The organism is Paenibacillus tabacirhizosphaerae (assembly GCF_040812395.1).
In the GTDB taxonomy this organism is placed as follows: Bacteria; Bacillota; Bacilli; order Paenibacillales; family NBRC-103111; genus Paenibacillus_E.
Map to the genome: position 1 here is coordinate 20,466 of NZ_JBFNXH010000009.1, position 26,789 is coordinate 47,254.

Sequence of the window (26,789 nt, forward strand, 5' to 3'; positions counted from 1 at the left end):
GCCCAATTGTATTATGGAACAAAGGGGGATCGAACCCCTGACCACACCTCTGCCAGCGATGCGCTCTCCCACCACGGTCGGTTTCACTGCCCGAATTCAAGAAGCCGAGGTGGTAATGTTATTAATAACGCTCACCGCTTACGGAGTTTTTGGGCATTGCTTCTTCAATTCGACGTAAATCTTCAGGAGTCAGTGTAACTTCCAACGATCCTATATTTTCCTCCAAATAGGACACGCGTTTCGTTCCGGGAATCGGCAAAGTTCCGTTGGCAATCGTCCAAGCAATGGCTAATTGTGAAGGCGTACATTTTTTTTCTTTAGCGATTTCTTTCACTTTGTCAGCTAACGCAAGGTTTTTTTGGAAATTATCTCCTTGAAAACGCGGCAGGACTCGACGATAATCAGTTTCGGCAAAATCCTCGAACTTACGCACGTTTCCGGACAAAAATCCTCTGCTTAATGGACTATACGCTACGAAAGTAATGCCTAATTCGTTTACAGTAGGCAAAATATCGGTTTCTACTTCCCGGCTCCAAAGTGAATCCTCTGTCTGCAAAGCGGAAATCGGATGAACAGTATGGGCTCGGCGCACGATATCTGACGATGCTTCCGACAAACCGATATTTCGCACTTTTCCATCCTTCACCAAATCGGACATCGCTCCTACCGTTTCCTCAATAGGCACCTCAGGATCGATGCGGTGATAATAATACAAATCAATATAATCAACACCTAAACGTTTTAAGCTTCTATCGATCGCGGCTTTCACATAGTCGGGGCGTCCGAAGACTCCTTCAAAATTAGGTCCCACACCAAACTTAGACGCAATGATCGCTTGTTCGCGACGTCCTTTCAATGCTTTGCCTAGCAATTCCTCGTTATGGCCATTTCCATAGCAATCGGCTGTATCAAGCAACGTAACGCCAAGTTCTAATGCACAATGGATCGTGCGAATCGATTCTTCATCATTCGCTTTTCCATAAAGTTCTGACATTCCCATCAAGCCTAGACCAATTGCCGAAACCTTCAGATCGCTATGACCTAATTTTCTAATTTTCAAAACTCTCTCATCCTTCCCGGTAATTTTGATTCTTCATTGGGGACACTTATCACACTGTCTTAATAACGATTACTATCCTCCTTACTAAGGTGGAATTTAATTCCTTTTACAGCATACATGCTAAAGCGAACTTGAAGTCAAATATTTAATTCCTTTGATGAATCATGTATAATCAAAACTGACTATACCTATATTTTTCCATTTTTAGTTCAATTCTAATGGATGTTTCGTCTCTTTTCGGCACATTTGCGTGCAGATTCTTTTGAAAATGTATTAAAGTGAACTTGAATATAGGAGAGAAAAATTATGATGAGTATAAAAGAAGTTACCGAGATAACAGGAATATCGGCTTCCGCACTACGTTACTATGAAAGCGAGGGACTTCTTCCTTATGTAAAGCGTGATGAAAGTCGAAAACGCATATATGACCAAGAAGATTTAGAGTGGATTCATTTTACTACCGCGCTTCGAGCAACAGGAATGCCCGTCGCCCAAATTCAGGAATACGTAAACTTATATAAAGAGGGAGATAGAACGATTTCCATTCGCAAAAAAATGATGTTAACCCATAAATCAGAAATAGAGAAAAAAATAAAGGAACTTTACTACAATTTAGATAAAATCAATTATAAATTGGCACTATACGATGTTCTTGAAGCTCAAATGGATCACAAAACGATTAAAATTTGATCTTTCGTAATAAAAGTACCTGAATCGTCATGGTTGATTCAGATGCATAGCGGCAGCAGTGAGATCAGTCAGCTTCTCGCCCACAATAGTTTGCTCAGCTAAACTGCCATACGATACAGTTGGCAGTGCAAAGTAACATGAGTTCCATCTTCCAAAGGTCCAACACCGTCAATACCGGCTACAATTGGAAAATGAGCTTCCGATGAGTCGTGCATCCCCATTGAACGGGATTTGCTAACTCGACTCAAGGCTGTTGCCGAACCGTTCCGGAAAACCCCGTTGAGGTTCCGTATTTAATGTATAATCAAGGAAAACCATTCGTTATGCTTGAGTAAGGAAGGATACCTATGAAAAAAGTTTTTTATATCATGGATTGGGGGATATTTGGGCTCCGGTCCTATAATTATATTTTGCTGTTATTTCATATTTTAATGGAGAATGAATATTCACCTCGATTGCTCGTGAACATCGTTTGGCTCTTAGCGGCCTTAATTATTCCAATTTTATTCTGGTTTCCGCAGCTAAGGAAAAACAAGGAATGGTTCATCTTACTTGAACTATTGCTAGGAGGATCTTATTATTTTAAATCGTTCATGCAGGCGGATCAGTTGGGGAGTGTCGATTATCTCATTCCGAGTCTTACAATCGGTTACTTATTGACTAGAAAGACGGCCTGGACTATGCCGGTACTATTAGTACTACCCTTTACCAGCATGTTATTCGGAAAAGTTACATGGGAACTGGCGCTCGGTTCAAGCTCAGATAACTTTCTTTTCTCTTTTATCGGGATTTGGGTCAACTTCATTGCCAAAGCCTATCATGAGAAAAATAAATTAGCTAAAGAAATTGATGAACAAAATAAATTGTTAACCCAATATGCTGCCGAGATCGAGAGGATGACTCTGCTGGAGGAACGAAGTCGTATGTCCAAGGAGATGCATGACACGTTAGGACACTCTTTTATTTCCCTTATTATGAGTCTCGACGCTGCTATTGCACTTCTAGACAAAAGACCAAATCTAGCCAAGGAGAAATTGATTCGTATAAGAGGACTGACGGAACAGAACTTGGACGAAATGAGGGACATCGTGCACAAGATGGGGGAGGAAGAGAATATAAGTTTAGTGAACCATGCCGAGGGACTCATCAACAACTTTCGGGAATATACCGGAACGGTCATTCGTCTCACGCTAAAAGGAACAGAACGGACCATTCGTTTCGATGTGCGGCAATCGATCATTCGGGTGATACAAGAGTCTTTTACAAATGCACTAAAGCATGGAAAGGCTACGGAAATTGAGCTCAGTCTCCACTTTTCTCCATCAACTTTGCGAGTTTCCATTCAAAATAATGGAATACCCTTGGATAAGATAGAGTATGGTTTCGGCCTGACAACGATGAAGAATCGGATTGAGATGCTGGGAGGTACCTTTTCATTCTCCGCCTTGGCGGTCACTGGCGCTGAAGTCCGATGTGAAATACCACTAAAGGGAGATACGCTGTATGCCGAAAATTAAAGTACTCATCGTTGATGATCAGGAATTGATCCTTGAAAGTCTAAATATAGTACTAGAAATGGAAGATGATATCGAGGTTGTGGGATTGGCTAAGAATGGTGAAGAAGCTATCCACCGTTGTGAAAAATCCCAACCGGATATCATCCTCATGGATATAAATATGCCTATTATGGATGGCGTTGTTGCTACAGAGAAGATCAAACTTCGATTCCCGTTAACGAAAATTATTATTCTAACTTCGTACAAGGAAGTTGAATATGTTCTGGCAGCGTTAAGCCATGGAGCTGAAGGCTACCTACTCAAAGCCATCCATCCCAAAAACCTTATAGCCGGCATACGGGTGGTTCACACAGGAGGCACACTCATTTCGCCAGAAATGGCAGACAAAATGATTAAAAGCATGCTGAAAAATGGTATTTCACCGACTATGGATACAAGGGCCTTCGGGCCCGAATTGCTTGAGAAAAACAATGAATTCGGTCTTAGCACCCGCGAAGTCGAAGTTCTTCACAAGCTGGCTTTAGGTCTGCGCAATCAGGATATCGCTAAGGCATTATATCTTAGTGAAGGTACGGTTAAAAATTACATCTCGAATATTTATTCGAAATTGAATGTAAAAGGAAGAAGAGAAGCTGCCTATAAGGCTAGGGAAACAGGGATTTTAGATCCATAATGAACACAATATTAACAAGAATGAGATCTCACAATAGATCTGTTCAAAGCCGACACCGTAACGGATGTCGGCTTTTATTTGGCTAAAGTCATATGACCATGATATGACTAAACGGCACTTCTGACGCATGACTTTTTTTAAGTATAGTTGGAACATAAATCGATATCCTGTTAGAGGAAAAGGAGCGATAGCTTATCATGAGAACGATGAAGACACCCGACAATGAGGCACTTATCGGTAAGAAAAGGTCTACGTTTGTTGCGTCCTTTCAATTCCCCCTCATCTGGATGCTCTTGGGAGCGATTGGGATCATCCTCGCCAATGTGGCATTCAACTTGTTAACCAAAGATTTAAAAGCACCAGGGTCCGTCATACTGACACTTGTCGGATGCGCCGTTGCAATCGGTATCTATTGGCTTGTGATGAAGTATCTGGCGCGGCGTCCGGTTCCCGAACTGATGTTCCAACGACGTGCGGTATCGGAAGTTATTTTCGGCGCTGGCGTCGGTCTTGTCTTTATCATCGTTTCAACAGCCCTCATCGTCTTATTTAATGGGTATTCATTCCAGTGGGCAAACGTAGACACCAGCTCTATCGTTTGGCCTATCATCGCCACACAACTCGGCGGTGCCTTCGTAGAAGAATTAATCTTTCGGGGGCTTGCCTTTCAAGCCATTGAAAAAATGGGTGGAAGTCTGCTTGCACTGACCCTAACATCCCTCTTCTTTGGGGCCGCTCACCTAGGCAACCCCGGAGCTACGGCTTGGGGAGCCCTCTCTATTGTCATTGAAGCTGGTGTATTGCTAGGTGCAGCCTTCCTTTGGCGGCGCAATGTATGGTTTATCATTAGCCTCCATTTCTTTTGGAATACAGCAGAGGGACTCTTAGGCATTCCCGTCTCAGGCCATCCCTCCCCAGGTCTTTTCACGGTCGAAGTTACAGGCCCGGCCCTTCTCACTGGAGGCGAATTTGGCCTTGAAGCTTCGATAATACCCGTAATAATCAGTCTGTTGATCGCCATCCCTATGCTGATTTTTGCTCGCCGCAAAGGGCATCTCATATCTCTCCGCAAAGATCCAAAATAATATTCGAACCCGATAGGAATAATTGGGCAAGGTTGGGGATGTGATGAACCTGAATTATGCTAAAAAATTCGCCTCATTTATGGTACGGTTCAGCTTAACGGTCTTAATAGCGAAAAACCTAGAAGAATCAAGCACTTGATTCTTCTAGGTTTTTTTAATGTCTCAAACATATACCCAAATTTGTCTCATTTATCGACCAATTCCATCTCAATTATAACTGTAACTCACATAGAGAGTAACCGCAGCTCTATACCTTATAGGCGCGCATCGCTTTGCGAAGCTCCCGCCAGGAAGGACGTTTGCCATACATGAGCACGCCTGTGCGGTAGATTTTCGCAGCAACCCAAGCCATGCCGCAGATAGAGGCGAACTGGATGGCGATGGACAGCCAAATCTCCCATACAGCCGGGTTGCTCATACCAATTCGTAAAAACATGATAAGGGGCGAGAAAAATGGCACGAACGACATAGTGACGATAAAACCGGCATTCGGATTGCCGAGTCCGAACATCGCAATCATAAATGCTGCTACAATAAGCATGGTAACAGGCAATATGGCCTGCGCCACCTCTTCGGTTCTGCTCACCAAGGAACCTACTGCCGCGAAAACCGTTGCATAGATGAAAAAGCCGAGTAAATAAAAAATCAAGAAGTAGACAATTAGCGAAATTTGCAAATCGGACCAGTTTAAGTGAAGCTCTTGGATGAGCTTGCCACTGCCTGACAAGCTAAGGTTAATCATAGCGACTACAATCGTAAGTGCTATTTGTGTTAGAGCAAGTAGACAAATCCCAATGATTTTACCGAACATTTGCTGTAACGGCGATACACTGGTGATGAGGATTTCCATGACGCGCGAGCTTTTCTCGCCGGTGATCTCCATGGCCACCATATTCCCAAACCCGATTACACCCATATACAGCATGAATAGCATCGCATATACCAGCGCATAGGACATGAGCATTTGAGACTCTGATTTTCCAGCAGTCTCTCCCGCATGCGTTGAGATTTGAACGGTTTCCAAACTAATAGGCGCTTGGATGTTCGCTTTTTGCTCCGCAGTGAGGCCTGCATCTTGCAGCGTCACGTCCGTTTTGATCAACTGGAGCGCAGTTTGCAGCTTATTTTTGAGTGAAAACTCCATCGAACCTTCTGATTTATACGCTACTTTAGGGAATCCGCCTTCGGCGACGTCCAAGAATTCCACATAGCCTTGAATGCTTTTGTCAGCTATTTGTTTTTTGCCAAGTTCCTCATTCGCTTGGGCACTGCCAGCATCCTTCAGTAGGATGGCGATAATATCCGAATTGGGCTGTGTGTTATAAAAGTCTGCTAATTTGTCGGCTATCGCAGCATGCTGCCCGCCGAACACCCCAATCTTGGCAGCTTCATGGGATGAGAGCTTATCAACAAGCGTTGGCAGATGAATCAAAAGCGACAGAATCACAATCAGGATCAGCATCAGAATTCGAAAAGATTTCGAACGAAAACGAGTCATATACGTAAACTTGATCACCGTTCCCATGCTATTCATTCGATTTCCCCACCTTTTGAATAAAAATCTCATTCAATGTCGGTTCCATAACTTGAAACCGCCCAATGGCCGATTGTGCTAAGGCATGCTTGAGAATTTGCTGAGTTGCCCCTGCATCATCGATTCGTATTTCATAGCCTGTTAAGTGCTTCTCCACCGTCGTAACGCCGGGAATCAGCGCCAACCCTTCGACTGGCTCTTCAGTTTCCAGAAGGATGCGTTCTTTCGGAAAAGCCGCTTTAATCTCCCTGAGACTTCCTTGAAGAACAGTGTTTGACTGATGTAAAATACAAATGTTTTCGCAGAGCTCCTCCACATGATCCATACGATGGCTGGAGAAGAGGATTGTTTTCCCCTCTTCCCGCAGCTGTTTCACCGTCACTTTCAATAGCTCCACATTCACAGGGTCAAGGCCGCTGAACGCCTCATTCAGAATAAGAATTTCCGGATTATGAATGACAGCGGCAATGAATTGTATCTTCTGCTGATTTCCTTTCGAGAGTTCCTCCACTTTCTTGTTGTAATATTCTGGAACCCCAAATCGTTCTAGCCACATCTTAAGCCTCACATCGGCCTGCTTTCGGGATAAGCCGCGCAGCTCAGCCAAATAGAGGATCTGCTCGCTCACCTTCACTTTCGGATACAGTCCGCGCTCCTCTGGTAAATACCCCATCAACCGGCGCAGTTCATCCCGATAGCCATGGCCTTTCCACAGGATCTGCCCTTGATCCGGATAAATCAACCCGAGCACCATGCGCATCGTCGTTGTCTTACCAGCGCCGTTTGCGCCTAACAAACCATAGATTTCCCCTTGCTTCACTCGTAGCTGAATGGCGTTCACAGCGGTCTTGTCACCGTACTGTTTCGTTACATGCTCTACTTGTAAAGGATAAGTCATTTTCTCCCTACCTTCCCATGAATCAACCGCTTTTACTTATATAGAATATCGTCCTTTAACGTCGACACCTTCTCAAGCACTTGTGCAATATCCGCTTCCTCCACGCCAAAATGGGCCAGCGCATCGTGCAAATGCTTGGCAATCGCGGCAAAATGCTCCGGCTGCAAATTCAGCCCAGCATGCGCTTTGGCCATAGATGCACCTGAATAGGCGTTAGGTCCGCCCAGCGCAAAGCTGATAAACTTGGTTTGGTGCTTACGCTGCTTCTCCATGTCCGTATCCTTGAAAAATCCTTGGACCAATTCATCTGCCAGCACCAGTTCATAGAAATAATCTACAACCCTGGCAATCGTTTCTTCCCCGCCAAATTTCTCAAATAACGTAGCTGTTGACATGTAAAATTAGCCTCCATTTAACTTATTTTCCAACATGTTCTATCTTAACAAAAAAAGCCGAAGGAGTGAAATGTTCACTCATCCAGCTTCATTTTATAGACCGAAAATGGCATCAAACACAGGCTTAGTCGTACCGCCCGGATATAGGAGATACAGCATCACATACACCACGACACCCGTTGGCGCTGTAAGCAGCCAAATGATCGCTGCGACACGGCCGATCTTCTTATGCTTGAGGAATCTTTGCTTATAGGCCAACCATAAGGTAACGAGACCAAGTACCCCACCGACGGTTGCCAGCGTAATATGGAAAAATAAAAACAAATGATACGGAAGCTTTAAGCTCTCCGGCCCGCCGAAAGCCGTGTTCCCTTCGAACAACGTCCGGGACATGTAAATAATGAAGAAAGCGAGTGCGAAGATCGCTCCCCATACCATCAGCTTTTGATGCGTATCCCGATGGCCCTTGACAATATGATACCATCCAAAGCCGACCAGGATCGCGCTGATCACGATAAACATCGTAGAAATTGTTGGCAATATATGCATCTTCCAAATTCCTTTCTTTAGGCGCGATTCCAGCTGCCCCCATGAAGGTTCAAGTTCTCTTGGGCTTCTGTTTCTAACCCGTCCGGGTAATCGTCCGCTTTACGCTCTCTCCGGTACCATCTGAAGAAGATGTAGGCTAACGTAGCGCCGTAAATGACCTCTTGCAAAACTTTCATAATGACGCCGCCCAATTGCTGATCGTCCAACGGCGATAAATGAGCGAAAGGCACCGTAACATTCGTATACATATCATAAATGATAGAGTCTGCGAAAATAATAAGTGCACAAGCCGGAGTCAGCAGGATCCCATTGCCGAAAATATAACCAAGCTTTTTCAAATCTGTCATCCGGCTAAGTTCGGGAATTGGAGCAAATACCGGAAACCACATGGTGAAGGCCGTAAAGAACAGAACGATATGATATCCCAGCAGCAGAACATCGTTACGCATCAAGCCATCCATAATAAAAGGCATGTGGTAGATGGAGAAAAGCATGTTAAATAGGAACAATGCAATCAAAGGACGTGTTAAAAAGAGAAACACGGCACGAAACACCTTGTTTTTCAGCAGCGGTCGAAACAGCCAGCCAGGTGTGCCTATCCATATGAAAATAGGTACGACTAAATAGAGAATCGTCTGCTGCAGCATGTGCATACTGAACAAGTAGTGATGCCCCAAATAATTAATCGGACTGCCCTGTCCAATATAAAACAAACCGAGCCCTGTGTAGAAAGACAGCCTCTGGTAAACCGAAACCGGCTCCGCATCTGAGATAATCCCACTTCCTTTATGGGTTAATCGGCTGTACGCAAATCCGATAACAATGACAACCAACAGCAAAACAGGACTCCACAGATCAAAAAAACCACCGATTTGGCTCATAGCTGATGTCTATCTCCTTCCAAATTCTAATCCGGAGGCAAATTACCTCCTGCTAAAAAAAGAGGAGGCACTTTGTTTAGACAAAGTTGCCTCTTCCTTCTTGCTTACCACCACATCCAATATACAGCCGTGATTACTCCTGTCAGAGCAACGAAGGCGCCTCCCGCTAAGAAGATCAGCGGGAACAAATGTCCTCTTTCTTTGGCATGCATCCAGAAAAGCAATTGAATCAACGCTTGCACAATAGCTAGAGTAACGATAAAGATCAAGATAAAGGAACGATCCAAGTCTCCGTACAAGACGACAGCGAATGCCAGCATGGTGAGAAGAATCGAGATAATGTAAGACAAATAGTGATTCAGTGGTGATTCTTGTTTGTGTCTTTTGCTAGGCGCGGATGCATCGTGAGAATTGCTGCTCATCTTAGTGACCCACCTTCCCCATCAGATAGACAACTGTGAAGATAAATACCCAGACTAAGTCAATAAAGTGCCAATACAGCGATGCTACATAAAACTTTGGTGCCGTAACGACTGTAAGCCCTTTTTTGAGTCCTTGTAAAATCAACAGTGTAATCCAGCATACCCCGAATGCAACGTGTGCACCGTGGAAGCCAACAAGCGTGTAGAACGACGTTGAGAATGCACTAGTCACGAACTTATGGCCTTCGTGTACATATTCAACGAACTCGTAAATCTCTAAGCCCAAAAAGGTTAAGCCGAAAAGCACAGTGATAGCCAACCAAGCCAACAACTGGCCAAGCTTTTGTCTGTGCATCGCGATGATCGCGAATACACTCGTCAAACTGCTTGTTAAGAGAATAAATGTGGACCAGCCTACCGTTTTAAGATTGAAAAGCTCCTCTGCGGTAGGACCATCCGGAACAGAGTTCCGAAGTGCAATGTAGGTTGCAAACAAGCAACCGAACAATACAACCTCGGCTCCGAGGAATAGCCAGAAACCAAGTACTTTATTTTTCCCTTCAAGGGTTGCCGTTTCCGGATGTGCAGGCAGTGCGCCCGTATGATGAGTACTCATGCCTTTGCCCCCTTGTCTTCAAGCTCTTCAGGTTCGATGTGCCAACCATGATCGTCGTATACGGAGCGTAAGAACATTGCGATGAATGTAATGACGATACCAGCAGCCGCTACATAGTAGTTTTTGTACATAAAACCGAAACCTGCAATAAATAGACCAACTGACATGACTAGCGGCAGTATAGATGCGGATGGCATGTGAATCGAACCAACAGGTTCAGCCGGAATCATCTCTTTGTTGCCTGCCATTTTTTCTTTCCAGAGAGCATCTAATCCGCGAACGAGCGGAGTTTGTTTAAAGTTATATTCTGGCGCAGGCGAAGGAATCGCCCACTCCAAGGAACGACCATCCCAAGGATCTGCAAGAGCCGTTTTTGGTTTTCTAGCTGTTGCAATAATATTGATGATGAACACGATTGTACCGAGACCCATCAAGAAAGCGCCAACCGTACTAACTAGGTTACCCATTTCAAGATCATGACCAGGTTGGTATGTAAATACCCGACGCGGCATACCCATAAGACCCAAGAAATGCTGAGGGAAGAATGTTAAATGGAAACCGATGAAGAAGAGCCAGAAATGCAATTTACCCATCGTTTCATTCAGCATGCGACCGAACATTTTTGGCCACCAGTAGTACATGCCTGCGAACAAGCCAAGCACCAAACCACCAACAATAACATAGTGGAAGTGAGCGACTACGAAATACGTATCGTGATATTGGAAGTCAGCTGCTGGAATGGCGAGCATAACCCCTGTAGTTCCCCCCATGACGAAAGTCGGAATGAAGGCAGTCGCAAAAACATTAGCAGTTGTAAAACGAATTTGTCCGCCCCATAGGGTAAACAACCAGTTAAAGATTTTCACGCCTGTTGGAACTGCAATCGCCATAGTAGCGATCGAGAAAATCGAGTTAGCTACAGGGCCTAAGCCTGTTGTAAACATATGGTGAACCCAAACCATGAAGCCCAAGAAACCGATCAATACGCTCGCGAATACCATGGAGCTGTATCCGAAAAGGCGTTTTTTCGAGAATGTAGAAACAATCTCCGAAATAATACCAAATGCCGGAAGAATCAGAATGTAAACTTCAGGATGCCCGAAGATCCAGAACAAATGCTCCCATAATACGTTGTTACCGCCTCTTGCGGCATCGAAGAACGCACCACCGAACACACGGTCAAACATAAGCTCAACAAGTGCTACCGTAATGGCAGGGAATGCAAGAACAATCAAACCTGAAGTGATAAATGCAGTCCACGTGAACATCGGTAAACGCATATACGTCATACCTGGCGCACGCATGTTGATGATCGTAACGAGGAAGTTAATCCCCCCGATCAACGTACCGATACCGGCAATTTGCAAGCCCAGTACGTAGAAGTCCGTACCTTGCAGATTACCCTCAAGCGTAGCGCCCCAACCTGAGTCAGTAATGGATGACAATGGCGCGTACCCTGTCCAGCCTGCGTCAGGCGCACCACCCAAGAACCAACTTGTATTCATAAGTACGCCGCCCGCGAAGAACAGCCAGAAACCAAGTGCATTAACGAATGGGAACGCAACGTCCCGCGCACCGATTTGTAAAGGAACTATGGCATTCATAAATGCGAAGATGACCGGCATGGCCGCGAAGAAGATCATCGTCGTTCCGTGCATCGTTGTTAATTGGTTAAATGTATCCCCGATGAAAATGTGTTGATCGGGATACGCGAGCTGAATCCGAATCAGAATGGCTTCCAAGCCTCCGACGAGGAAGAAGAAGCCGCCCGCTATCAAATACAGAATACCGATTTTCTTATGATCGACCGTTGTAAGCCAATCCATCAGTCCGCTGTATTTTTTTACTGCGTGAGTGTGAGCCAACGTATTTACCTCCTTTATCCCGAGAAGTTTATTTCAAAGTCTGTAAGTAGTTAACAATGTCTTTGATTTGGGCATCATCCAATTTGCCGCCCGCTTCTTTACCGAAAGCCGGCATTTTGTTGCCCGGTTTTTGTTCTTGCGGATTATGTATCCACAATTCCATTTTCTCAGGAGTGTGTTCCAGAACACCAGCCAGCGTATCGCGATCCGCGAAGCCTTTGAGATTCGGAGCAACACCAGGACCGTTCGCATTCACCGCGTGACAAGTCATGCAATTTTCTTTGAAGAGCTCTTCGCCTTTTTGTGCAGTGGCAGGCACTGTCGCAGGGGTTTTCATTTTCGTTACCCAAGCGTTAAAATCAGCTTCGCTCTTAGATGCTACTGTGAAGTTCATCAAGGCATGCGAAGCTCCGCATAGCTCCGTACATCTGCCTTGGAAGGTAGCGATTTCACTTGCTTGCAAGTAAAGCGTATTTGAAATGCCTGGGTTTGTATCAACTTTACCACCTAGAGATGGTACCCAGAATGCATGACTGACGTCAGCAGATACAAGTTCGAATGCAATAATTTTATCCTTAGGCACAACCAGCTCTTGAGCTGTTGCGATGCCAAGATCCGGATATTCAAACTGCCACCAGAACTGATGCGCAGTTACTTTGACATGGACGGCATCCTTGTCCTTATTGTAGTTAGTCGAATGCTTAAACGTATACGATACTGTCGGCACCGCAAGCACCAGCAAAAGAAGAATCGGGACTACTGTCCAGACAATCTCAAGCACGTGGTTACCTTCAACTTGTTTAGGTATGCTGTCATCGCCTTTACGTTTGCGATAGCGGACAAGCACGTAAAAATAAATACCAAATACGACAATTACGACAAAAATCATGATAAAGAGACTCAATTTCATCAAGAAAAGCTGTTCATCTGCGACTGGACCTTTCGGCTTTAAGGCAGACAGGGTTGGGTCTCCACACCCGGTTAGCAAGAACGTCAACACCGCGAAAAGGGGTATTAAACGCCATAACTTTTTCAATCGACTCATTGTATCAACCCCACTTTTAAACCAATATTTTTACCACGAAGGCCGTGCACGTGTCAATTCACTTTATTAACTATAAATTCGTGAAAAGTTTTTGTCAATCGCTGGAGAGAAGTTCACAAATTGTTCTTAAAACGCTTTGTAGCCTTATATTTTCCCTCCATGGTTATTTCCATACCCCCTCCTCTTTATGCATAAAAACGTATATTTGAGCTCACGAATAAAAGGTCAGAAACATTCCATCCTAAAAGACATTACATCGTAATTGGGAGGTCTGATCGCAATGCTCAGGAAGTTAGGTTTTCCGATCTGTGGAATGGTATTCCTCGCTTTACTCGTAACGGGTTGTTCGGAGAAAGGAAGGCAATACGGAAAAAGTCCCGATACGACCAACTTCGGCTCCCCAGCAGAAAATTCGACAGAAACAGAGAGAGCTTATCAAACGCAGCAGCTGTACGGCCCTGTCACTCACAACAATAAAAAGCTGGAATACAGCCAATTTCTCTCCAATCAGCTTAATGCGCTCAATGGCGTTAACACAGCGATCGTAATGACAACGGATCAAAATGCCTATGTGGCTTTCATGATTGACAGCAGCGCTACAGGAACCAAAGGCACAACCAAAGAGACCAATAATCAAGGGACAGCCAAAGGCTTTTACAATGACAATGCGCCTTCCAACGATACGATACCATCGAATGACCTCAATACTGGCGTAAATAGTTATGAGACCGCAGTTCATCATGACTTGCTGTCGCATCGCTTTAAACAGACGATTGCCGAAAAAATTCGCAAATTGCAGCCCAACCTCATGGATGTATATATCTCCGCCAACCGGGATTTCTTGAATAAAATGAATAACTACGCGCAAGAAAGCTGGAAAGGCCAATCATTGATGCCGCATCTGACGGAATTTAACCAGACTGTGGAGAAGGTTTTCGGGACAGCTCAAGTGCTGCCGGGGAATTAAGAGATTAAAATTCGTCTTCTAACGCAGTCTTTCTTCTATAATAATAGAACATCAATTTACAGGTTGTGGTCAGCTCCTGTTTTCATTTGCCGGGCATTCCTGTACAATGAGGGGATCGTCTTTATATAAGAGGGAAAAAGGGAGCTGGCTAATCAACCATGTCAAATGGATTCGCCTCATTAGGAATCAGAGAAAGTCTCGTTGAAATATTACAAGCTGACGGTGTCGTCGAACCGACCCCGATTCAGCGTCAGGCCATTCCTGTTTTATTAACAGGAACGGATGTGATCGCTCAAGCGCAAACAGGAACAGGCAAAACACTTGCCTTCGTGCTTCCTATGCTTGAAATGATCGACATTGAAAGCCCGGACGTGCAGGCACTGATATTGACGCCTACGCGAGAGCTGGCAATTCAAATCAGCAGCGAGCTAAAGAACCTTGCTCCTGTAACGGGAGCTAAAGTTCTAGCGGCTTATGGCGGTCAAGATGTTGAAAAGCAGCTTAGAAAACTGCAAGGCAACATACATATAGTAGTAGGAACACCTGGAAGGCTTCTTGATCATCTTCGCCGTGGATCGATTAATTTCTATAAATTGAAGATTCTTGTATTAGATGAAGCGGACCAAATGCTCCATATGGGTTTTCTGCACGAAGTGAAGGATATCATTGCGCAAACATCCCCGTATCGCCAAACGCTGCTCTTCTCGGCGACGATGCCGGAGCAAGTGCGCAGTTTATCCAAAGCTTATATGAAGGAAGCCAAAGAAATTCATATCCAAAGCAAACAAATTACCTTAACTGAAATCGAACAAGTGCTTATTCAAACGACGGATCGTACGAAGCAAGATGCGTTGCTTGAAGCTATTAAACAATATAAGCCGTATTTGGCTATGATTTTCTGCCGCACGAAGGCAAGAGCCATAGCGCTTAATGAAGCTCTGCAAGAAATAGGCTTAATGTCTGATGAGCTGCACGGTGATTTATCTCAAGCCAAACGGGAACAAGTCATGAAGCGATTCAGAGATGGCAGAATCGAGCTGCTCGTTGCCACGGATATTGCAGCCCGCGGTCTGGACGTTGAAGGGGTAACCCACGTATTTAATTACGATGTTCCCCAAGATGCAGAAAGCTATATTCATCGGATCGGAAGAACAGGCCGCGCCGGGCAGACCGGTGTTGCTGTAACCTTCGCTACGCAGCGCGATATGTTTCATATTGAGCTTATTGAGAAAGGCATCAAAATGTCGCTTCGCCGTCCGGATCAACCACGCCGGGTACGCGCGGCATCTGAAGAAGATTATGTAAGCGAAGGCAGAGGCTCAGCTCGCAAGGAGCGCGGGGGCCAGGCTCGCGGCGGACGCGGAGCAGGCAGAAACGCATCCGATCAGCGTGGACGCGGCGGCGAAAAAGCCGGAGCGCGCGGCGGTGCGAAACGCGGAGATCGGGCAAGCGTTCAGTACGGCGGAACAAAAAGCGGCGCCTCCCGCGGCGAAAGAACAAACTCGCGCAACGCGCCTGTTAACTCCGAACGCAGCCCACAAACTTGGGGACGCGGCGACGAATCAGAACGCGGCACAAGAGCTGGCGGTTCAAGGAATCCTGAAGGCCGCAGCGAGAACATGAGTGCGGCTAGAGCACGCGTCACCAAATCTTGGGGACGTGATGATGCTGCTGAACGCGGCCCTCGCACTGCCGGACGTAGTGAAGGCACTGCCCGCGGCGCGAAAAGGACTGCACCTAGCGGCGATAAGAAATACTCGCCATACAATAAATATGCCGGCGTCGAACGCAGCGACGCAGCCGCAGCCAGCTCCGAACGCGGCGGTGCTCGCGGGAGCAGAGCAGGCGCGCCTCGCGGCGGGCAGGCAAGCGCTGAACGCGGCGCACCAGCTTGGGGCCGCAGTGGCGCGACTAGCCCAGAGCGCGGTGCTCGCGGCGGTGCGCCTCGCGGAGACAGAGCTGAAGCGCCTCGCGGCAGGCAAGCAGGCGCTGAGCGCAGCGGGCAAGCTTGGGGGCGCAGTGGCGCGGCCAGCCCAGAGCGCGGCGCTCGCGGCGGTGCGCCTCGCGGAGACAGAGCTGGAGGACCGCGCGGCGGCGGCCAGGCCGGTGGCTCGCGCGGATCCAAGGGCAGCGCTCCTCGTGGCGGACGCGGAGGGAAACGCTAATTGAAATAGCGTTTTCATAGCAAAGCTTTACCACTGTTCGCGAAAGTTGTAAAATATAAGTACCCACTTCCCGCGAGTCCATGCATCGGTTTCGATCCATTTTCGAACAGATGCAATTGTCTTTCTTCTATTTATAAGAGAGCTGCAACAAAATCTGGAAGTGATCCTACTTACACAAGAATCGTTTCATACCGGAGGCTCGCACGTAGGATTTACCCCCCACTATTCACAAAATAAGGAGGTATGTTCCATGTACGCATTAAAGGAAAGAGAAATGATTTTTGTATTTACGGGCCCTCACGGAGCAGGTCGTAAAACAGTAGCTGAAATGTCAGGTTCTACGCTAGGCATGAAACAGGTAATCTCGTACACAACAAGACCTCCAAGAGCGACTGAAGTGGACGGCCAAGATTATCACTTTATCTCCCCTGCTGAATTTGTTGCTGCGCAAGCAGCTAACGAGTTTATCGAAGTTAGCACGGTGAATGATCATTTGTACGGCATTAAGAGCGCCGATATCGAGCATATGTTTAAGCAAAGCGGAAGCATCTATTTGATTTTGAACCGTTTTGGTGCCCAGACGCTCAAGAAGCTATATGGCAATCACGCTGTGCAAATTTTTATCTACGCCGAGCCAGACACACTCGCGCAAAGAATGCGGGAAAGCGGAGATTCCGAAGAGATCATTGCCAAATACCTTTCTTATTATGAAGACGAGATCGCATACCGCGATCAATGTGAGCATGTTTTTGAAAATGTAGATTTGGCTCACACCGTATTCGATCTGACCAAAACATTAGATCAATACTTGAACCGCAATTTATTAGATCTGGATTAAGCGGCAGTAACTGCCTTTATCAGGCCTGGACGCAGCAGCGTCCGGGTCTTTTCACGTATATTCCCCTCTCGCCTTAAAAAAAGGAGATGTTTATCAAGATGAAAATTATATCGATAGAACCCACGCCCAGCCCTAATTCCATGAAGCTTAACATGGACGAATCCCTCCCTAACGGCGTGCGAATGACCTATACGAAGGCAAACCAAGCCGAAGCGCCGGCAGCCATTCGCGAGCTTTTCGGCGTGCAAGGAGTAACCAGCATCTTTCATACCGCGGACTTCGTTGCGGTAGACCGCAACCCGAAGGGCGACTGGCAATTTATACTCGCCAAAGCCCGCGAGATCTTCGGCGAAGCCCAAGCCTCAGCGGACGCGAGCCTATTGCCGGAGCAAGCCGCCGCCGAGACGTCATTCGGCGAAGCGCAGGTGCTCGTGCAGATGTTCCGCGGCATCCCGCTCCAGGTTCGGGTGCGCGCTGGCGCAGAAGAAGTGCGCGTCGGTATGCCCGAGCGCTTCACTGGGGCCGCAGTCCGCGCAGGTACGGCATCGCCGAACCTGATCAAGGAGCGGAAGCTCGAAGAGCTCGGCGTGCGCTACGGCGAGCTGAAAGACATCGCGGGCGAAGTCGTCCAGGAGCTGGACGCTTCTTACGACGACGCCCGCGTCGAAAGCTTGGTCTCCCTCGCGATGCAGGAGACAAAAGAAGGAGCCCCCGCGGAGGAACCCGCAGGGGCCATCGACACTGACGCAACCGCGGAGCAGCTGCGCCACAGCGACTGGAAGCTGCGCTACGCCGCGCTTCAGAAGATCCAGCCGTCGCTTGCGACGCTCTCCCTTCTCGTCCATGCGCTGCAGGACGAGAATACGTCGATTCGGCGACTCGCCACGGTGTACCTCGGGGACATCAAGGAACCCGAGGTACTGCCTTACTTGTATCGCGCCTTAGAGGACGATACGCCTTCCGTTCGCCGGACAGCTGGCGATACGCTGTCCGATATCGGCGATCCTGCCGCCATGCCCGCCATGGCGAAAGCGCTGAAAGACCGCAATAAGCTCGTTCGGTGGCGGGCGGCCCGCTTTTTGTACGAGGTTGGCGACGACTCCGTAATTGGCGAGCTGCGTGAAGCCGTCGATGATCCTGAGTTTGAAGTCCGCATGCAGGTAAAAATCGCGCTTGAGCGAATTGAAGGCGGTCATGCCGCAGAAGGTTCGGTCTGGCAGCAAATGACGCGCCGGAACGATTAATGCGATGAGCTAATTTCGACTTTGGGATTCTTCTGGAAGAGCGGAATTAAGAGCAGCGCACCAATTAAGAGCAAACTTCCGCTTACAGCATATACAGCAAAGAGCGTTAGCGCATCTTTTAAATAGCCTGACAAGGACATTCCAATCACCATCATGCCCATAAATATCGGCGTAATCGTGCCGCCAACCCGGCCTACAAACGCACCTTCCGTATTTCTCATAATAAGGGTTTGAATACCGATGTGAATGCAAGGATAGAAGAATCCACCCACAATTTGGTAAATAAACGTCAGCGTGATCCCCGTGGACCAACCGATCCCGACCGTACACAAGCTGTTAACAGCCAGGCCCAACGCAAGCAAGGTTTGAGGTTTCACCTTCTTAGCCATTCCCATAACTACCCCTCCGCCTACAAACATAGCGGCGCCGCCAGCCATCAGGAGCCATTGCAGAAATAGTTTGTCCTGCCCCAAATTCTCAATGGTTATGAACAAAGCTAAGGGCTGGACCAAACCTGCAGCAAGCCCAGAGGCGGCGAAGGCGGCGCCAAGTGTTCGCAAAGCTCGGTTAGCTCTTACATAACGAAGACCATCCGCCAACTCTTTTTTAAAGTCACGGGATTCCGTGGCTTTTATTTTTTCTAAATCGCGCGGAAGCAGCGACAATATAAGCCCGGAAATTACAAACATCACGCCTGTTACGATAAGAGAAACTTCAATGCCATACTGCTGATAAACGAAGGTCCCGATGATCGGCCCGATAACCATAAAGACAGCCATCAGTGTCTGATGCATCGCCATAACTCCTTGAATCTGCGCCTCGGGTACATGCTGCTTGTAGAGTTTCATCGCAGAAGGCTGGGAAAACTGCGATAAAACAGCGGAAACAAAAGTCCCAAATAACAGGGAGTACCAGGACCCTGAAATAAGGGCAAAAAGAACAATAAATACGGATAAAGCCGACAACAGGTCGCACCCTACCATCGTTCGCTTCGGCCGCCATCGATCTGCGAACGTTCCTCCAATAATGGCAAAAACAAAGATAGGCGCAAATTCCGCAACAGAAATGAGCGATACATACTGCGAATCGTTGCTAATCAAATCCGTAACATTTAATAGAATCGCAAATTTTCTTACCCAGATCCCGAGCTGTAAAAACACCCCGGATAAAATAATTGTTCGAACATAGCGATTACTCAACAAACGACTCGTACTCCTTTCAATTATAAATAGACAAATATTTATTTTGTTTATAAATACATAGATATAATAAAATATTATCTACAAAATTGTCAATGTATTTCTATTTGAACATCTTCCTTAGGCTGCAACAAAAAAGCACGAATCCCCAATCTATAGACTGGATAAGATTCATGCTTTTACACAATTCTATTTGACTCCTTCCAAACCGCAGCCACCACTTTAAGCTCTCTTCACTTTCTCCTGAATTGGGCACATCTCCGGATTTCCGGTCGACTTTCAACTTTACTACTATTCCCTATCTTAGCGGGATCGTTCTATCTAACGTCAATGTGAAAACCCTTCAAAGTATTGGATTCGTTCCAAGATCGTCGGATGCGAGCCGCGGAACCACTGAATCAACTTCGGCTGTGTGACTGGACTCAAGTTTTCTTTCGCGATTTTCTGAAAAGCATGAATGGCTGAAGTGCCATCCCCGGTCAATTGCATCGCGTACACGTCAGCCCGGTGCTCGATGACTCTTGAGAAAGCATTTTGCGCGGGAGCCGAAGCGAAACTTATGATTGTCGCGATGAGCAGCAGCACCGGCAGTGCAGCCAAATCATTTTCCCCGCGGATGCCCAACCGCGATCCCCATCGTCGAATGAAGAAGCGATAAGCGTGAAAGGCAAGCCAAAATCCGATAAAGCTAAGCGCGATCCCGTAAGCAATTCCCCAATAAATATGCTTCTCGACATAGTGTCCCATTTCATGAGCCATCACCGTCAAAATCTCTTGAGGCTGCAGCTTGTTTAGAATCGTGTCCCAAAGCACAATCCGCGCATTGCCGCCAATCCCGTTCACATAAGCGTTAATCGCATTCGTGCGCTCTGACATGTTGACCTCATAGACCTGATCAGTTGGGATGTGCGACTGTGCCGCAAGCGATAAAATCTCTTTCTTGAGCTCTTGATTCTGAAGAGGTTGGAAGTCATTATAAATGGGGTCAAGCACCACCGGTTGAATGAACGTCACGAACAAAATAAGCGGGATCGAAGCTATCCAGAACCACAGCCACCACCTTCCGGGACTGCGTCTCATCATCCATCTGAATATCCATACCAGGATGATGGTTCCGAAGCCGTTGACAAGAAAATCTTTGGCGTGGTCGCCCCAGAACATCGCCATCGTTTCGTTAGATATCCCATAAGCATGATCGACCCGAAACAACGCATAATCGATAGGCAGAAACAGCACGTCCATGAGCAGCATGAATAACAGCACAAACAGCATCATTTGAAAGAAAGGTCGTTGAAGCCACTTCTCCGCAGCGCTGCGAAACTTGACAGCAACGCCCAGCAGTACAAGCAACAATCCCATTTGCAGCGGTGAAGTAACGAAAAAAGCCAGCGAATGTATGCGTGACAACGATTCTGACTTCGCAATCTCCTGTAACGTCATGAATGTATGCGGGTCTGCGACTGTACCACTGAGAGCACTAGGGATTTGAAACAAGTTCCCTTTGAGCAAATACACACTCATTGCGATCACGTACAAGCCAAATAGAAAAAAAAGCGTGACATACAATCGTTTCATAGGCTACCTCCTATCCGGTGTGCTTTGGACAAACTCATATGTATGCCTAATTACGCCAAACTATGCATTCATTCTTAATCGTATCAGGTTGAATCGAGCTAAATCAGTTCCATGAGCCTAGCCTTTATCGCGGCTGGCAGCGGTTCCCCCGCCAATTGGCGAATTGTTTCTGGATTTCCTCCGTTTGCAAGCAAGTGCGACCAGAGCAGATCCGCTTTGGCCCGCCGATTCATCAACTCATAGGCGACTGCCCAAACTTCCGGACTGCCCATTGCCAGCCCTTCCCAATGAGAAGCACAGATGCTAGGTAAATGCACGAGGCCATCCTCCATATGAAGCTTGAAGCTTCCAATAATTTCGATAGGCCTTCCTTCTGTCCGTACACGAACACGATAGTCACTGGCAAAAGGGTAATCCCCGCTATGCTGGAGCCGGACTTCTTCCAGCGGCAAGCTGTTCATAAGCTGTTCGAGTGGGACATCGGTAGTCACATCCCAATCGTTCATCGTTTCGATAAGTCCCAAACTGACATGCAGCCCGCTTCCTCCTATCGCGTAAGGAATTCCCGCTCGATCCAAAGCTGCTGTTACTCGACGAATATCTTCAAACATAGTTTCTTCTCCTTCATTCCCATCTAACCAATCTGTTATCTATTCTACCCTATTGAAGCTGCCAGAATTGCTTTTATCCTCGCATCGTGGTAGTAATTAAACTATATTGAATTCATGTAAAGCGGGTATCCTATGAATATTGTATTTTATTGGAAAGGGGCTTAGCTCTATGAAATGGAAACATGCTCCCCTCCTCGTATTTGTCTGCATGATAGGTATGCTGGCCATGCCGCAAGCTTCATATTCTGACGACGATACTCGTAGCTATCATATTCCTGATGTTGCCGCCCTTTCCCAGCTTCCGAACCTCCCGAACGGATGCGAAGCAGTTGCTGCGACGATGCTTCTCAACTGGGCAGGAATCGCTGTAACTAAAGAGGAAGTTGCGGAAGAGCTTCCCAAAGGAGACCTGCCCCATGTAAACGATGATGGTGCATGGATAGGCAGCAATCCCGAGGATGTTTTCGTAGGCGATCCGTTCGGTATGGGATACGGTATTTACCATAAACCGGTAGCTGCGCTGATGGATCGCTATCTGCCCGGGCGAATCAAAGACCTTACGGGTTCCTCGTTCAATGATCTCCTTGAAACGGTGAAATCGGGAAGGCCTGTTATGGTTTGGGCCACTGAACACATGGACACGCCTATTTTTGAGGACGAGTGGCAGGATGAGAACGAGCATATCATCGACTGGTATGATCCCGAACATGCGCTGCTCCTGACAGGCTGGGACGCTGATTATGCCTATATGAACGACCCAATGACAGGCGCACAGGAAGCCTACAGTCTCTCGGACTTCGAATCCGTATGGGAGTCGATGGGATCACAGGCGATTACGGTTGTTGAAGACTATACGCCAAGCAGCTGAGATAACAAAGACCTCCCAACGCTGTAGTTAGGAGGTCTTTGTCGTGACTAGCTTATGCCGTATGCGGCGCGGTGCTCTCTTCCTGAGTCTGCGCAGTTGCCGTTGGCGGTGCAGAAGTTGGCATCGTGAAACGGAGCGGACCCGCTATGATGGCAGCGATAAGACCGACTGCACCGAACACGATACTTAGAATGAAGCCATGATTAATGGCCGTTCCGAGCGAATCGCGAATCAAACTCATCGTTTCCTGCGGCAATGTTGCACCGGCACGGATCAATTGCTCCGGATTCGCCAGAGTCGCTAATTGATCAAGCGGCATATGATGAGCTTCCGCGCCCGCTTTAATCAAACTCTGATAATTATTATTTACAATGGTCGCCATAATCGAAGCCCCAAGTACCCCGCCAATATTACGCCAGAAGCCTACGATAGATGAACTAACCCCGATATACTTGCGATCCACGCTAAGTGCAACGGCATTTTGCGCGACGCCCATTAAAGGACCGATTGCCCCTACCCCGAGTATGACCATGAGCAAAATCATATACCATTTACTCGCGTCATGACTGACAATACTTAACAGATAGCCAACTACGATACCCGCCGCCATGCTGAAAGCGATAACGGCACGGAAGCTGAAAAAGCGCAGGAAGAAACCGGATGTGACGGCTCCGACCATGAGAGAAAACATCATCGGCGTCAACAGGCCGTTCGAATTCGCCTGCCCCAGCACAGCCGTAGAGAAAATAGGCAGGTATGCGATAGCCGAAAACATGATCGCCCCTTGACACAAGCAGGCCAAAACCATGCCGACTACCATACGGTTTTTGAACAAAGGAAGCGGCAGCATCGGCTCTTGCGCTTTGCGCTCAACGGCGACGAAGAGAATGCCGACTACAACAGCTACAGCCAGCAGGCCAATGATTTGCCAGGATGCCCATGGAAATTCTTTGCCGCCCCACTCCAAAGCAAGCATCAGGGAAACAGTCGTTATAATGAGGAGCAGCGTACCCAAATAATCAATTTTCGGACGACGGTCAGAACGGGATTCCTTCAAGGCAATAAGAAGAACAAGGAACGAAAGCAAGCCTAACGGCAAGTTCACATAGAAGCACCAGCGCCATCCCCAGTTTTCGGCCAGAAAAGTCCCGATTTGCGGGCCCGCCACAGACGATAGCCCGAATATGGCAGCGAATACGCCTGACAGCTTAGCCGCCTGCTTAGGATCGGCAAAAATCGTAAAAATAATGGTAAAGCTGATTGGAAATATAGCGCCAGAGCCTATTCCTTGAATTGCACGATACACAATGAGCTGCGTGATATCCTGTGCAGTCCCGCAAAGTGCCGAGCCGACCAAGAAAATAAAAATACCGATGAGGTAAAACAGCTTTCTTCCAAACATATCCGACAACTTGCCGAATACAAGCATCGTACTCGTTGAAGCGAGCATATAGGCTGTAAATACCCAACTAATCTTGTCGAATCCATTAATGTCCCCAATGATGTGGCTGATGGCGGCAGATGTAATCGTATTATCTAGTGCAGACATCAGCAGCCCCAGCGCCATAGCCAAAATGATGAATCCGGCTCTTTTGTTATTCACGTTCTCTTACCTCTTTTCCTGATTTTAAATTGGTTAGCCTCTCCAAACCTCTTCCTAGCGTTCGGAGTGCACTTTCATTATTTTCGATGCCTATGAGAATGCAGATTTCTTGCGTGGGAGAGATGTTCGCTTTACAAGACTCATACATGTGTTTTAGTTCGGCCAAAGCCCTTTGCGTCTTTTCTATGCCAAACTCCAATGTTTTTATGGTAGCCTCTGGTTCAACAAACTCCCCGAAATATAACCGGATCATCGCATCGGACTTGAATTCATTCGGCTGAATCGGACTATGCATATACCCTTTGAAGTGGTTGCGGCCTTCATCCGTGATCGAGTATACATTCTTATTCGGCCGCCCCTCTTGCAGAACACTCTCCTTCGTAATTAAGCCTTCCTTTTCCATCTTGCTCAGTGTCGGATAGATTGTGCCGAAGCTGGCATTATAAAAATAAGAGAATACCGACTCCAGCACAATCTTGATGTCATACCCGGAATGGCTTTTTTTCATTAATATGCCTAAAATAACATCCTGACTGGTCATGCTGCATGCCTCCTGATCTCCAATTTTTTACTTCTGTTATACATAATTTAACAGAAAACATATATCGAGTCAATATATATATAATCGTTATATATTAATTTGATATATAGAGTTTCTAACTACGGCTAACAGCGTAAAGAGGAGGCCCTTAATTGGGACGTACGCCAATCTTTCCTAGGAGAAACAGTGTTATCGACTCAGCTTGCGGAACTACGGTTCGCTATACCTACGGATGGCGCCAGATTTACCCCCTCAGGGGAACTACGATGCGCTATACAGGCATTTGCGAGCTTTTCTTTACTCATTTCTCACGAATAGCGTACTCACGTTCCGCGAAAGCATGCCGTAAGCTCAATTGTCGAACCATAACGCACTCACGTTCCGCTCGTCCAGCATGGAGAGCTGCCTTCCGGCTTTGCTCAGCCTCAGCATCAAACAACTTAATTCCCTGATGATGCTATGATGCTAGGCCCAAGCACTCTCCACTCTCCGGCTGCCATCGATCTGCGAACGTTCCTCCAATAATGGCAAAAACAAAGATAGGCGCAAATTCCGCAACAGAAATGAGCGATACATACTGCGAATCGTTGCTAATCAAATCCGTAACATTTAATAGAATCGCAAATTTTCTTACCCAGATCCCGAGCTGTAAAAACACCCCGGATAAAATAATTGTTCGAACATAGCGATTATTCAATAAGCGAATCGTCACAATAAATAGATAAATATTTATTATGTTTATAAATATATAGATATATTAAATTATTATCTATATAATAGTCAATATCTTTCCGTTCCAAATATTTTCCTTAAGCTGCGACAAAAAAGCACGAATCTTATTCAACGGTTAGATTGGATAAGATTCGTGCTTTACACAACGTCAATGTGAGAACCCCTTAAAGTATTGGATTCGTTCTCAAAAGCATGAATGGCTGAAGTGCCATTCCCAGTCAATTGCATCGCATACACGTCAGCCCGGTGCTCGATGACTCTTGAGAAAGCATTTTGTGCGGGAGCCGAAGCGAAGCTTATGATTGTCGCGATGAGCAGCAGCACCGGCAGCGCAGCCAAATCATTTTCCCCCCGGATGCCCAGGCACGGTCCCCACCGTCGAATGAAGAAGCGATAAGCGTGAAAGGCAAGCCAAAATCCGATAAAACTAAGTGCGATCCCGTAAGCAATTCCCCAATAAATATGCTTCTCGACATCGTGTCCCATTTCATGGGCCATCACCGTCAAAATCTCTTGAGGCTGCGCCTACAGTCTCTCGGACTTCGAAAACACATGGGAGTCGATGGGATCACAGGCGATTACCGTTGTTGAAGACTATACGCCAAGCAACTGACATAAGAAAAAACCTGAGACACAGGCTCTGCCTCAGGTCCGCGCCTTTGTCGGTGCGATCCATTTTTGTTAAAGAGGATCCAGCTGAACGGCGGCTTGCTTGCCGCTAAGCTGGATGCCTGTCCGCTTCTGCCCCAGCGGACTTAAATCGCGAAGCAGCGTCTCCAGCAGCTCCTTCGCTTTCGCACCCTCTTTGCCGCTGATTTTCACGACCAGCAGCACGGCGTCGCCGCTCTGCAGGATACGCTCAGCCTGACTCCGCTTCGTCTCCAGATCATGATCCTCAATCTGCGGCGTCAGCCTGATCTCCTTGACCTTCGGCGCCTGCCCCTGTTTGCGGGCCTGGTGCTTCTCCTGCAGCACCTCCTGCTTCGCTTGACCCGCACCAATCAGCTTGCATGGCGGCGGACTGCTCATCAAGGAGGTGCAGACCAAGTCTACTTTAAGCCGCTTAGCCATAGCCAGCGCTTCTGCCGTGGAAACAACTCCGAGGTCTTCCTCGTTTAATCCTGTTACATGCACCTCGGAAGCTTTAATTTTCTCATTCTTAATCATTGTGATTGCACCTGATCTTTCGCGTTCGCTATAATGAATCCAGTAACCT

Annotated in this window: 26 protein-coding genes and 1 pseudogene; 9 read left to right on the plus strand and 18 right to left on the minus strand. The window is 47.0% G+C overall.

Annotated elements, in window-relative coordinates; all coding sequences use genetic code 11:
- Positions 1–121: 121 nt before the first annotated feature.
- Positions 122–1,060, minus strand: coding sequence for an aldo/keto reductase (locus ABRS97_RS16615; protein ID WP_367815702.1), 939 nt, complete (start codon positions 1,058–1,060; stop codon positions 122–124).
- Between the two features lie 306 nt (positions 1,061–1,366).
- On the opposite strand from ABRS97_RS16615, the gene ABRS97_RS16620 reads away from it, so the two are divergent.
- The 4 genes from ABRS97_RS16620 (at position 1,367) to ABRS97_RS16635 (ending at position 5,025) form a co-directional block, all read left to right on the plus strand.
- A complete protein-coding gene (locus ABRS97_RS16620) occupies positions 1,367–1,750 on the plus strand; it encodes a MerR family transcriptional regulator (RefSeq protein WP_367815704.1) in 384 nt (127 codons plus the stop codon).
- A gap of 347 nt (positions 1,751–2,097) precedes the next feature.
- Positions 2,098–3,267 (plus strand): sensor histidine kinase, encoded by a 1,170-nt coding sequence (locus ABRS97_RS16625; RefSeq protein ID WP_367815705.1) that lies wholly within the window; start codon positions 2,098–2,100, stop codon positions 3,265–3,267.
- Entirely contained in the window at positions 3,254–3,940 is a 687-nt protein-coding gene (locus tag ABRS97_RS16630) for a response regulator transcription factor (RefSeq protein WP_367815707.1), read from the plus strand. Before ABRS97_RS16625 ends, ABRS97_RS16630 begins: the two co-directional genes overlap by 14 nt.
- Positions 3,941–4,137: 197 nt before the next feature.
- The gene (locus ABRS97_RS16635) at positions 4,138–5,025 is read left to right on the plus strand and encodes a CPBP family intramembrane glutamic endopeptidase (RefSeq protein WP_367815709.1); all 888 of its coding nucleotides are present in this window, start codon (positions 4,138–4,140) and stop codon (positions 5,023–5,025) included.
- A 247-nt stretch (positions 5,026–5,272) separates the two neighbouring features.
- Here ABRS97_RS16635 and ABRS97_RS16640 read toward each other — a convergent pair whose 3' ends face one another.
- The 9 genes from ABRS97_RS16640 to coxB all read right to left on the minus strand — a co-directional run bounded on the left by ABRS97_RS16640 (position 5,273) and on the right by coxB (position 13,230).
- Entirely contained in the window at positions 5,273–6,559 is a 1,287-nt protein-coding gene (locus ABRS97_RS16640; protein ID WP_367815711.1) for an ABC transporter permease, read from the minus strand.
- Positions 6,552–7,457 carry an ABC transporter ATP-binding protein gene (locus ABRS97_RS16645; RefSeq protein WP_367815712.1) on the minus strand — a complete coding sequence of 302 codons (906 nt, stop codon included), beginning with the start codon at positions 7,455–7,457 and terminating at the stop codon, positions 6,552–6,554. The genes ABRS97_RS16640 and ABRS97_RS16645 overlap by 8 nt, the downstream gene beginning before the upstream one ends.
- Before the next feature lie 32 nt (positions 7,458–7,489).
- The gene (locus ABRS97_RS16650; RefSeq protein WP_367815713.1) at positions 7,490–7,852 is read right to left on the minus strand and encodes a group I truncated hemoglobin; all 363 of its coding nucleotides are present in this window, start codon (positions 7,850–7,852) and stop codon (positions 7,490–7,492) included.
- Positions 7,853–7,945: 93 nt separating this feature from the next.
- Positions 7,946–8,401 carry a DUF420 domain-containing protein gene (locus tag ABRS97_RS16655; RefSeq protein ID WP_367815715.1) on the minus strand — a complete coding sequence of 152 codons (456 nt, stop codon included), beginning with the start codon at positions 8,399–8,401 and terminating at the stop codon, positions 7,946–7,948.
- A 17-nt stretch (positions 8,402–8,418) separates the two neighbouring features.
- Complete coding sequence (locus ABRS97_RS16660) at positions 8,419–9,282, minus strand: cytochrome c oxidase assembly protein (RefSeq protein WP_367815717.1); 864 nt, start codon at positions 9,280–9,282, stop codon at positions 8,419–8,421.
- A gap of 104 nt (positions 9,283–9,386) precedes the next feature.
- Positions 9,387–9,704, minus strand: coding sequence for a cytochrome C oxidase subunit IV family protein (locus ABRS97_RS16665; RefSeq protein WP_367815718.1), 318 nt, complete (start codon positions 9,702–9,704; stop codon positions 9,387–9,389).
- Position 9,705: 1 nt separating this feature from the next.
- Positions 9,706–10,320: a cytochrome (ubi)quinol oxidase subunit III gene (locus ABRS97_RS16670; RefSeq protein WP_367815719.1), complete on the minus strand. Its 615-nt coding sequence runs from the start codon at positions 10,318–10,320 to the stop codon at positions 9,706–9,708.
- Positions 10,317–12,185: a cytochrome c oxidase subunit I gene (gene ctaD, locus ABRS97_RS16675; RefSeq protein WP_367815721.1), complete on the minus strand. Its 1,869-nt coding sequence runs from the start codon at positions 12,183–12,185 to the stop codon at positions 10,317–10,319. Before ctaD ends, ABRS97_RS16670 begins: the two co-directional genes overlap by 4 nt.
- Positions 12,186–12,213: 28 nt before the next feature.
- Positions 12,214–13,230, minus strand: a complete 1,017-nt coding sequence (coxB, locus tag ABRS97_RS16680; RefSeq protein WP_367815723.1) for a cytochrome c oxidase subunit II — start codon at positions 13,228–13,230, stop codon at positions 12,214–12,216.
- Positions 13,231–13,510: 280 nt separating this feature from the next.
- Here coxB and ABRS97_RS16685 point away from each other — a divergent pair, with 280 nt between their 5' ends.
- The 4 genes from ABRS97_RS16685 (at position 13,511) to ABRS97_RS16700 (ending at position 18,444) form a co-directional block, all read left to right on the plus strand.
- Positions 13,511–14,197 carry a YhcN/YlaJ family sporulation lipoprotein gene (locus ABRS97_RS16685; protein WP_367815724.1) on the plus strand — a complete coding sequence of 229 codons (687 nt, stop codon included), beginning with the start codon at positions 13,511–13,513 and terminating at the stop codon, positions 14,195–14,197.
- Positions 14,198–14,355: 158 nt separating this feature from the next.
- Positions 14,356–16,362 (plus strand): DEAD/DEAH box helicase, encoded by a 2,007-nt coding sequence (locus ABRS97_RS16690; protein ID WP_367815726.1) that lies wholly within the window; start codon positions 14,356–14,358, stop codon positions 16,360–16,362.
- 250 nt (positions 16,363–16,612) lie between these two features.
- The gene (locus tag ABRS97_RS16695; protein ID WP_367815728.1) at positions 16,613–17,200 is read left to right on the plus strand and encodes a guanylate kinase; all 588 of its coding nucleotides are present in this window, start codon (positions 16,613–16,615) and stop codon (positions 17,198–17,200) included.
- 98 nt (positions 17,201–17,298) lie between these two features.
- Positions 17,299–18,444 carry a conserved virulence factor C family protein gene (locus ABRS97_RS16700; RefSeq protein ID WP_367815730.1) on the plus strand — a complete coding sequence of 382 codons (1,146 nt, stop codon included), beginning with the start codon at positions 17,299–17,301 and terminating at the stop codon, positions 18,442–18,444.
- Here ABRS97_RS16700 and ABRS97_RS16705 read toward each other — a convergent pair.
- The 3 genes from ABRS97_RS16705 to ABRS97_RS16715 form a co-directional block, all read right to left on the minus strand.
- Positions 18,441–19,646, minus strand: a complete 1,206-nt coding sequence (locus ABRS97_RS16705; protein ID WP_367815732.1) for an MFS transporter — start codon at positions 19,644–19,646, stop codon at positions 18,441–18,443. The two genes, ABRS97_RS16700 and ABRS97_RS16705, sit on opposite strands and share 4 nt — an antisense overlap.
- 324 nt (positions 19,647–19,970) lie before the next feature.
- Positions 19,971–21,218 carry a M48 family metallopeptidase gene (locus ABRS97_RS16710; RefSeq protein WP_367815734.1) on the minus strand — a complete coding sequence of 416 codons (1,248 nt, stop codon included), beginning with the start codon at positions 21,216–21,218 and terminating at the stop codon, positions 19,971–19,973.
- Between the two features lie 98 nt (positions 21,219–21,316).
- A complete protein-coding gene (locus ABRS97_RS16715) occupies positions 21,317–21,829 on the minus strand; it encodes a hypothetical protein (protein ID WP_367815736.1) in 513 nt (170 codons plus the stop codon).
- A 169-nt stretch (positions 21,830–21,998) separates the two neighbouring features.
- On the opposite strand from ABRS97_RS16715, the gene ABRS97_RS16720 reads away from it, so the two are divergent.
- Entirely contained in the window at positions 21,999–22,697 is a 699-nt protein-coding gene (locus ABRS97_RS16720) for a C39 family peptidase (protein WP_367815738.1), read from the plus strand.
- Between the two features lie 52 nt (positions 22,698–22,749).
- On the opposite strand, the gene ABRS97_RS16725 is transcribed toward ABRS97_RS16720, so the two are convergent.
- The 5 genes and pseudogenes from ABRS97_RS16725 to infC all read right to left on the minus strand — a co-directional run bounded on the left by ABRS97_RS16725 (position 22,750) and on the right by infC (position 26,740).
- Positions 22,750–24,300: an MFS transporter gene (locus ABRS97_RS16725; protein WP_367815741.1), complete on the minus strand. Its 1,551-nt coding sequence runs from the start codon at positions 24,298–24,300 to the stop codon at positions 22,750–22,752.
- Entirely contained in the window at positions 24,293–24,841 is a 549-nt protein-coding gene (locus ABRS97_RS16730; RefSeq protein ID WP_367815743.1) for a PadR family transcriptional regulator, read from the minus strand. Before ABRS97_RS16730 ends, ABRS97_RS16725 begins: the two co-directional genes overlap by 8 nt.
- A gap of 487 nt (positions 24,842–25,328) precedes the next feature.
- Positions 25,329–25,547: pseudogene (locus tag ABRS97_RS16735) on the minus strand (MFS transporter); the annotation flags it as partial.
- A 164-nt stretch (positions 25,548–25,711) separates the two neighbouring features.
- On the minus strand, positions 25,712–26,080 hold the full coding sequence (locus ABRS97_RS16740; protein ID WP_367815745.1) for a M48 family metalloprotease: 369 nt from the start codon (positions 26,078–26,080) through the stop codon (positions 25,712–25,714).
- A 174-nt stretch (positions 26,081–26,254) separates the two neighbouring features.
- Entirely contained in the window at positions 26,255–26,740 is a 486-nt protein-coding gene (gene infC / locus ABRS97_RS16745; protein WP_367815747.1) for a translation initiation factor IF-3, read from the minus strand.
- Positions 26,741–26,789 lie beyond the last annotated feature (49 nt).

Bases quoted from the DNA above. Each gene is read 5' to 3' on its own strand.
- ABRS97_RS16620 (WP_367815704.1), top strand. From the start codon at position 1,367: ATGATGAGTATAAAAGAAGTTACCGAGATAACAGGAATATCGGCTTCC.
- ABRS97_RS16625 (WP_367815705.1), top strand. From the start codon at position 2,098: ATGAAAAAAGTTTTTTATATCATGGATTGGGGGATATTTGGGCTCCGG.
- ABRS97_RS16630 (WP_367815707.1), top strand. From the start codon at position 3,254: ATGCCGAAAATTAAAGTACTCATCGTTGATGATCAGGAATTGATCCTT.
- ABRS97_RS16635 (WP_367815709.1), top strand. From the start codon at position 4,138: ATGAGAACGATGAAGACACCCGACAATGAGGCACTTATCGGTAAGAAA.
- ABRS97_RS16640 (WP_367815711.1), bottom strand. From the start codon at position 6,559: ATGAATAGCATGGGAACGGTGATCAAGTTTACGTATATGACTCGTTTT.
- ABRS97_RS16645 (WP_367815712.1), bottom strand. From the start codon at position 7,457: ATGACTTATCCTTTACAAGTAGAGCATGTAACGAAACAGTACGGTGAC.
- ABRS97_RS16650 (WP_367815713.1), bottom strand. From the start codon at position 7,852: ATGTCAACAGCTACGTTATTTGAGAAATTTGGCGGGGAAGAAACGATT.
- ABRS97_RS16655 (WP_367815715.1), bottom strand. From the start codon at position 8,401: ATGCATATATTGCCAACAATTTCTACGATGTTTATCGTGATCAGCGCG.
- ABRS97_RS16660 (WP_367815717.1), bottom strand. From the start codon at position 9,282: ATGAGCCAAATCGGTGGTTTTTTTGATCTGTGGAGTCCTGTTTTGCTG.
- ABRS97_RS16665 (WP_367815718.1), bottom strand. From the start codon at position 9,704: ATGAGCAGCAATTCTCACGATGCATCCGCGCCTAGCAAAAGACACAAA.
- ABRS97_RS16670 (WP_367815719.1), bottom strand. From the start codon at position 10,320: ATGAGTACTCATCATACGGGCGCACTGCCTGCACATCCGGAAACGGCA.
- coxB (WP_367815723.1), bottom strand. From the start codon at position 13,230: ATGAGTCGATTGAAAAAGTTATGGCGTTTAATACCCCTTTTCGCGGTG.
- ABRS97_RS16685 (WP_367815724.1), top strand. From the start codon at position 13,511: ATGCTCAGGAAGTTAGGTTTTCCGATCTGTGGAATGGTATTCCTCGCT.
- ABRS97_RS16690 (WP_367815726.1), top strand. From the start codon at position 14,356: ATGTCAAATGGATTCGCCTCATTAGGAATCAGAGAAAGTCTCGTTGAA.
- ABRS97_RS16695 (WP_367815728.1), top strand. From the start codon at position 16,613: ATGTACGCATTAAAGGAAAGAGAAATGATTTTTGTATTTACGGGCCCT.
- ABRS97_RS16700 (WP_367815730.1), top strand. From the start codon at position 17,299: ATGAAAATTATATCGATAGAACCCACGCCCAGCCCTAATTCCATGAAG.
- ABRS97_RS16710 (WP_367815734.1), bottom strand. From the start codon at position 21,218: ATGAAACGATTGTATGTCACGCTTTTTTTTCTATTTGGCTTGTACGTG.
- ABRS97_RS16715 (WP_367815736.1), bottom strand. From the start codon at position 21,829: ATGTTTGAAGATATTCGTCGAGTAACAGCAGCTTTGGATCGAGCGGGA.
- ABRS97_RS16720 (WP_367815738.1), top strand. From the start codon at position 21,999: ATGAAATGGAAACATGCTCCCCTCCTCGTATTTGTCTGCATGATAGGT.
- ABRS97_RS16730 (WP_367815743.1), bottom strand. From the start codon at position 24,841: ATGACCAGTCAGGATGTTATTTTAGGCATATTAATGAAAAAAAGCCAT.
- infC (WP_367815747.1), bottom strand. From the start codon at position 26,740: ATGATTAAGAATGAGAAAATTAAAGCTTCCGAGGTGCATGTAACAGGA.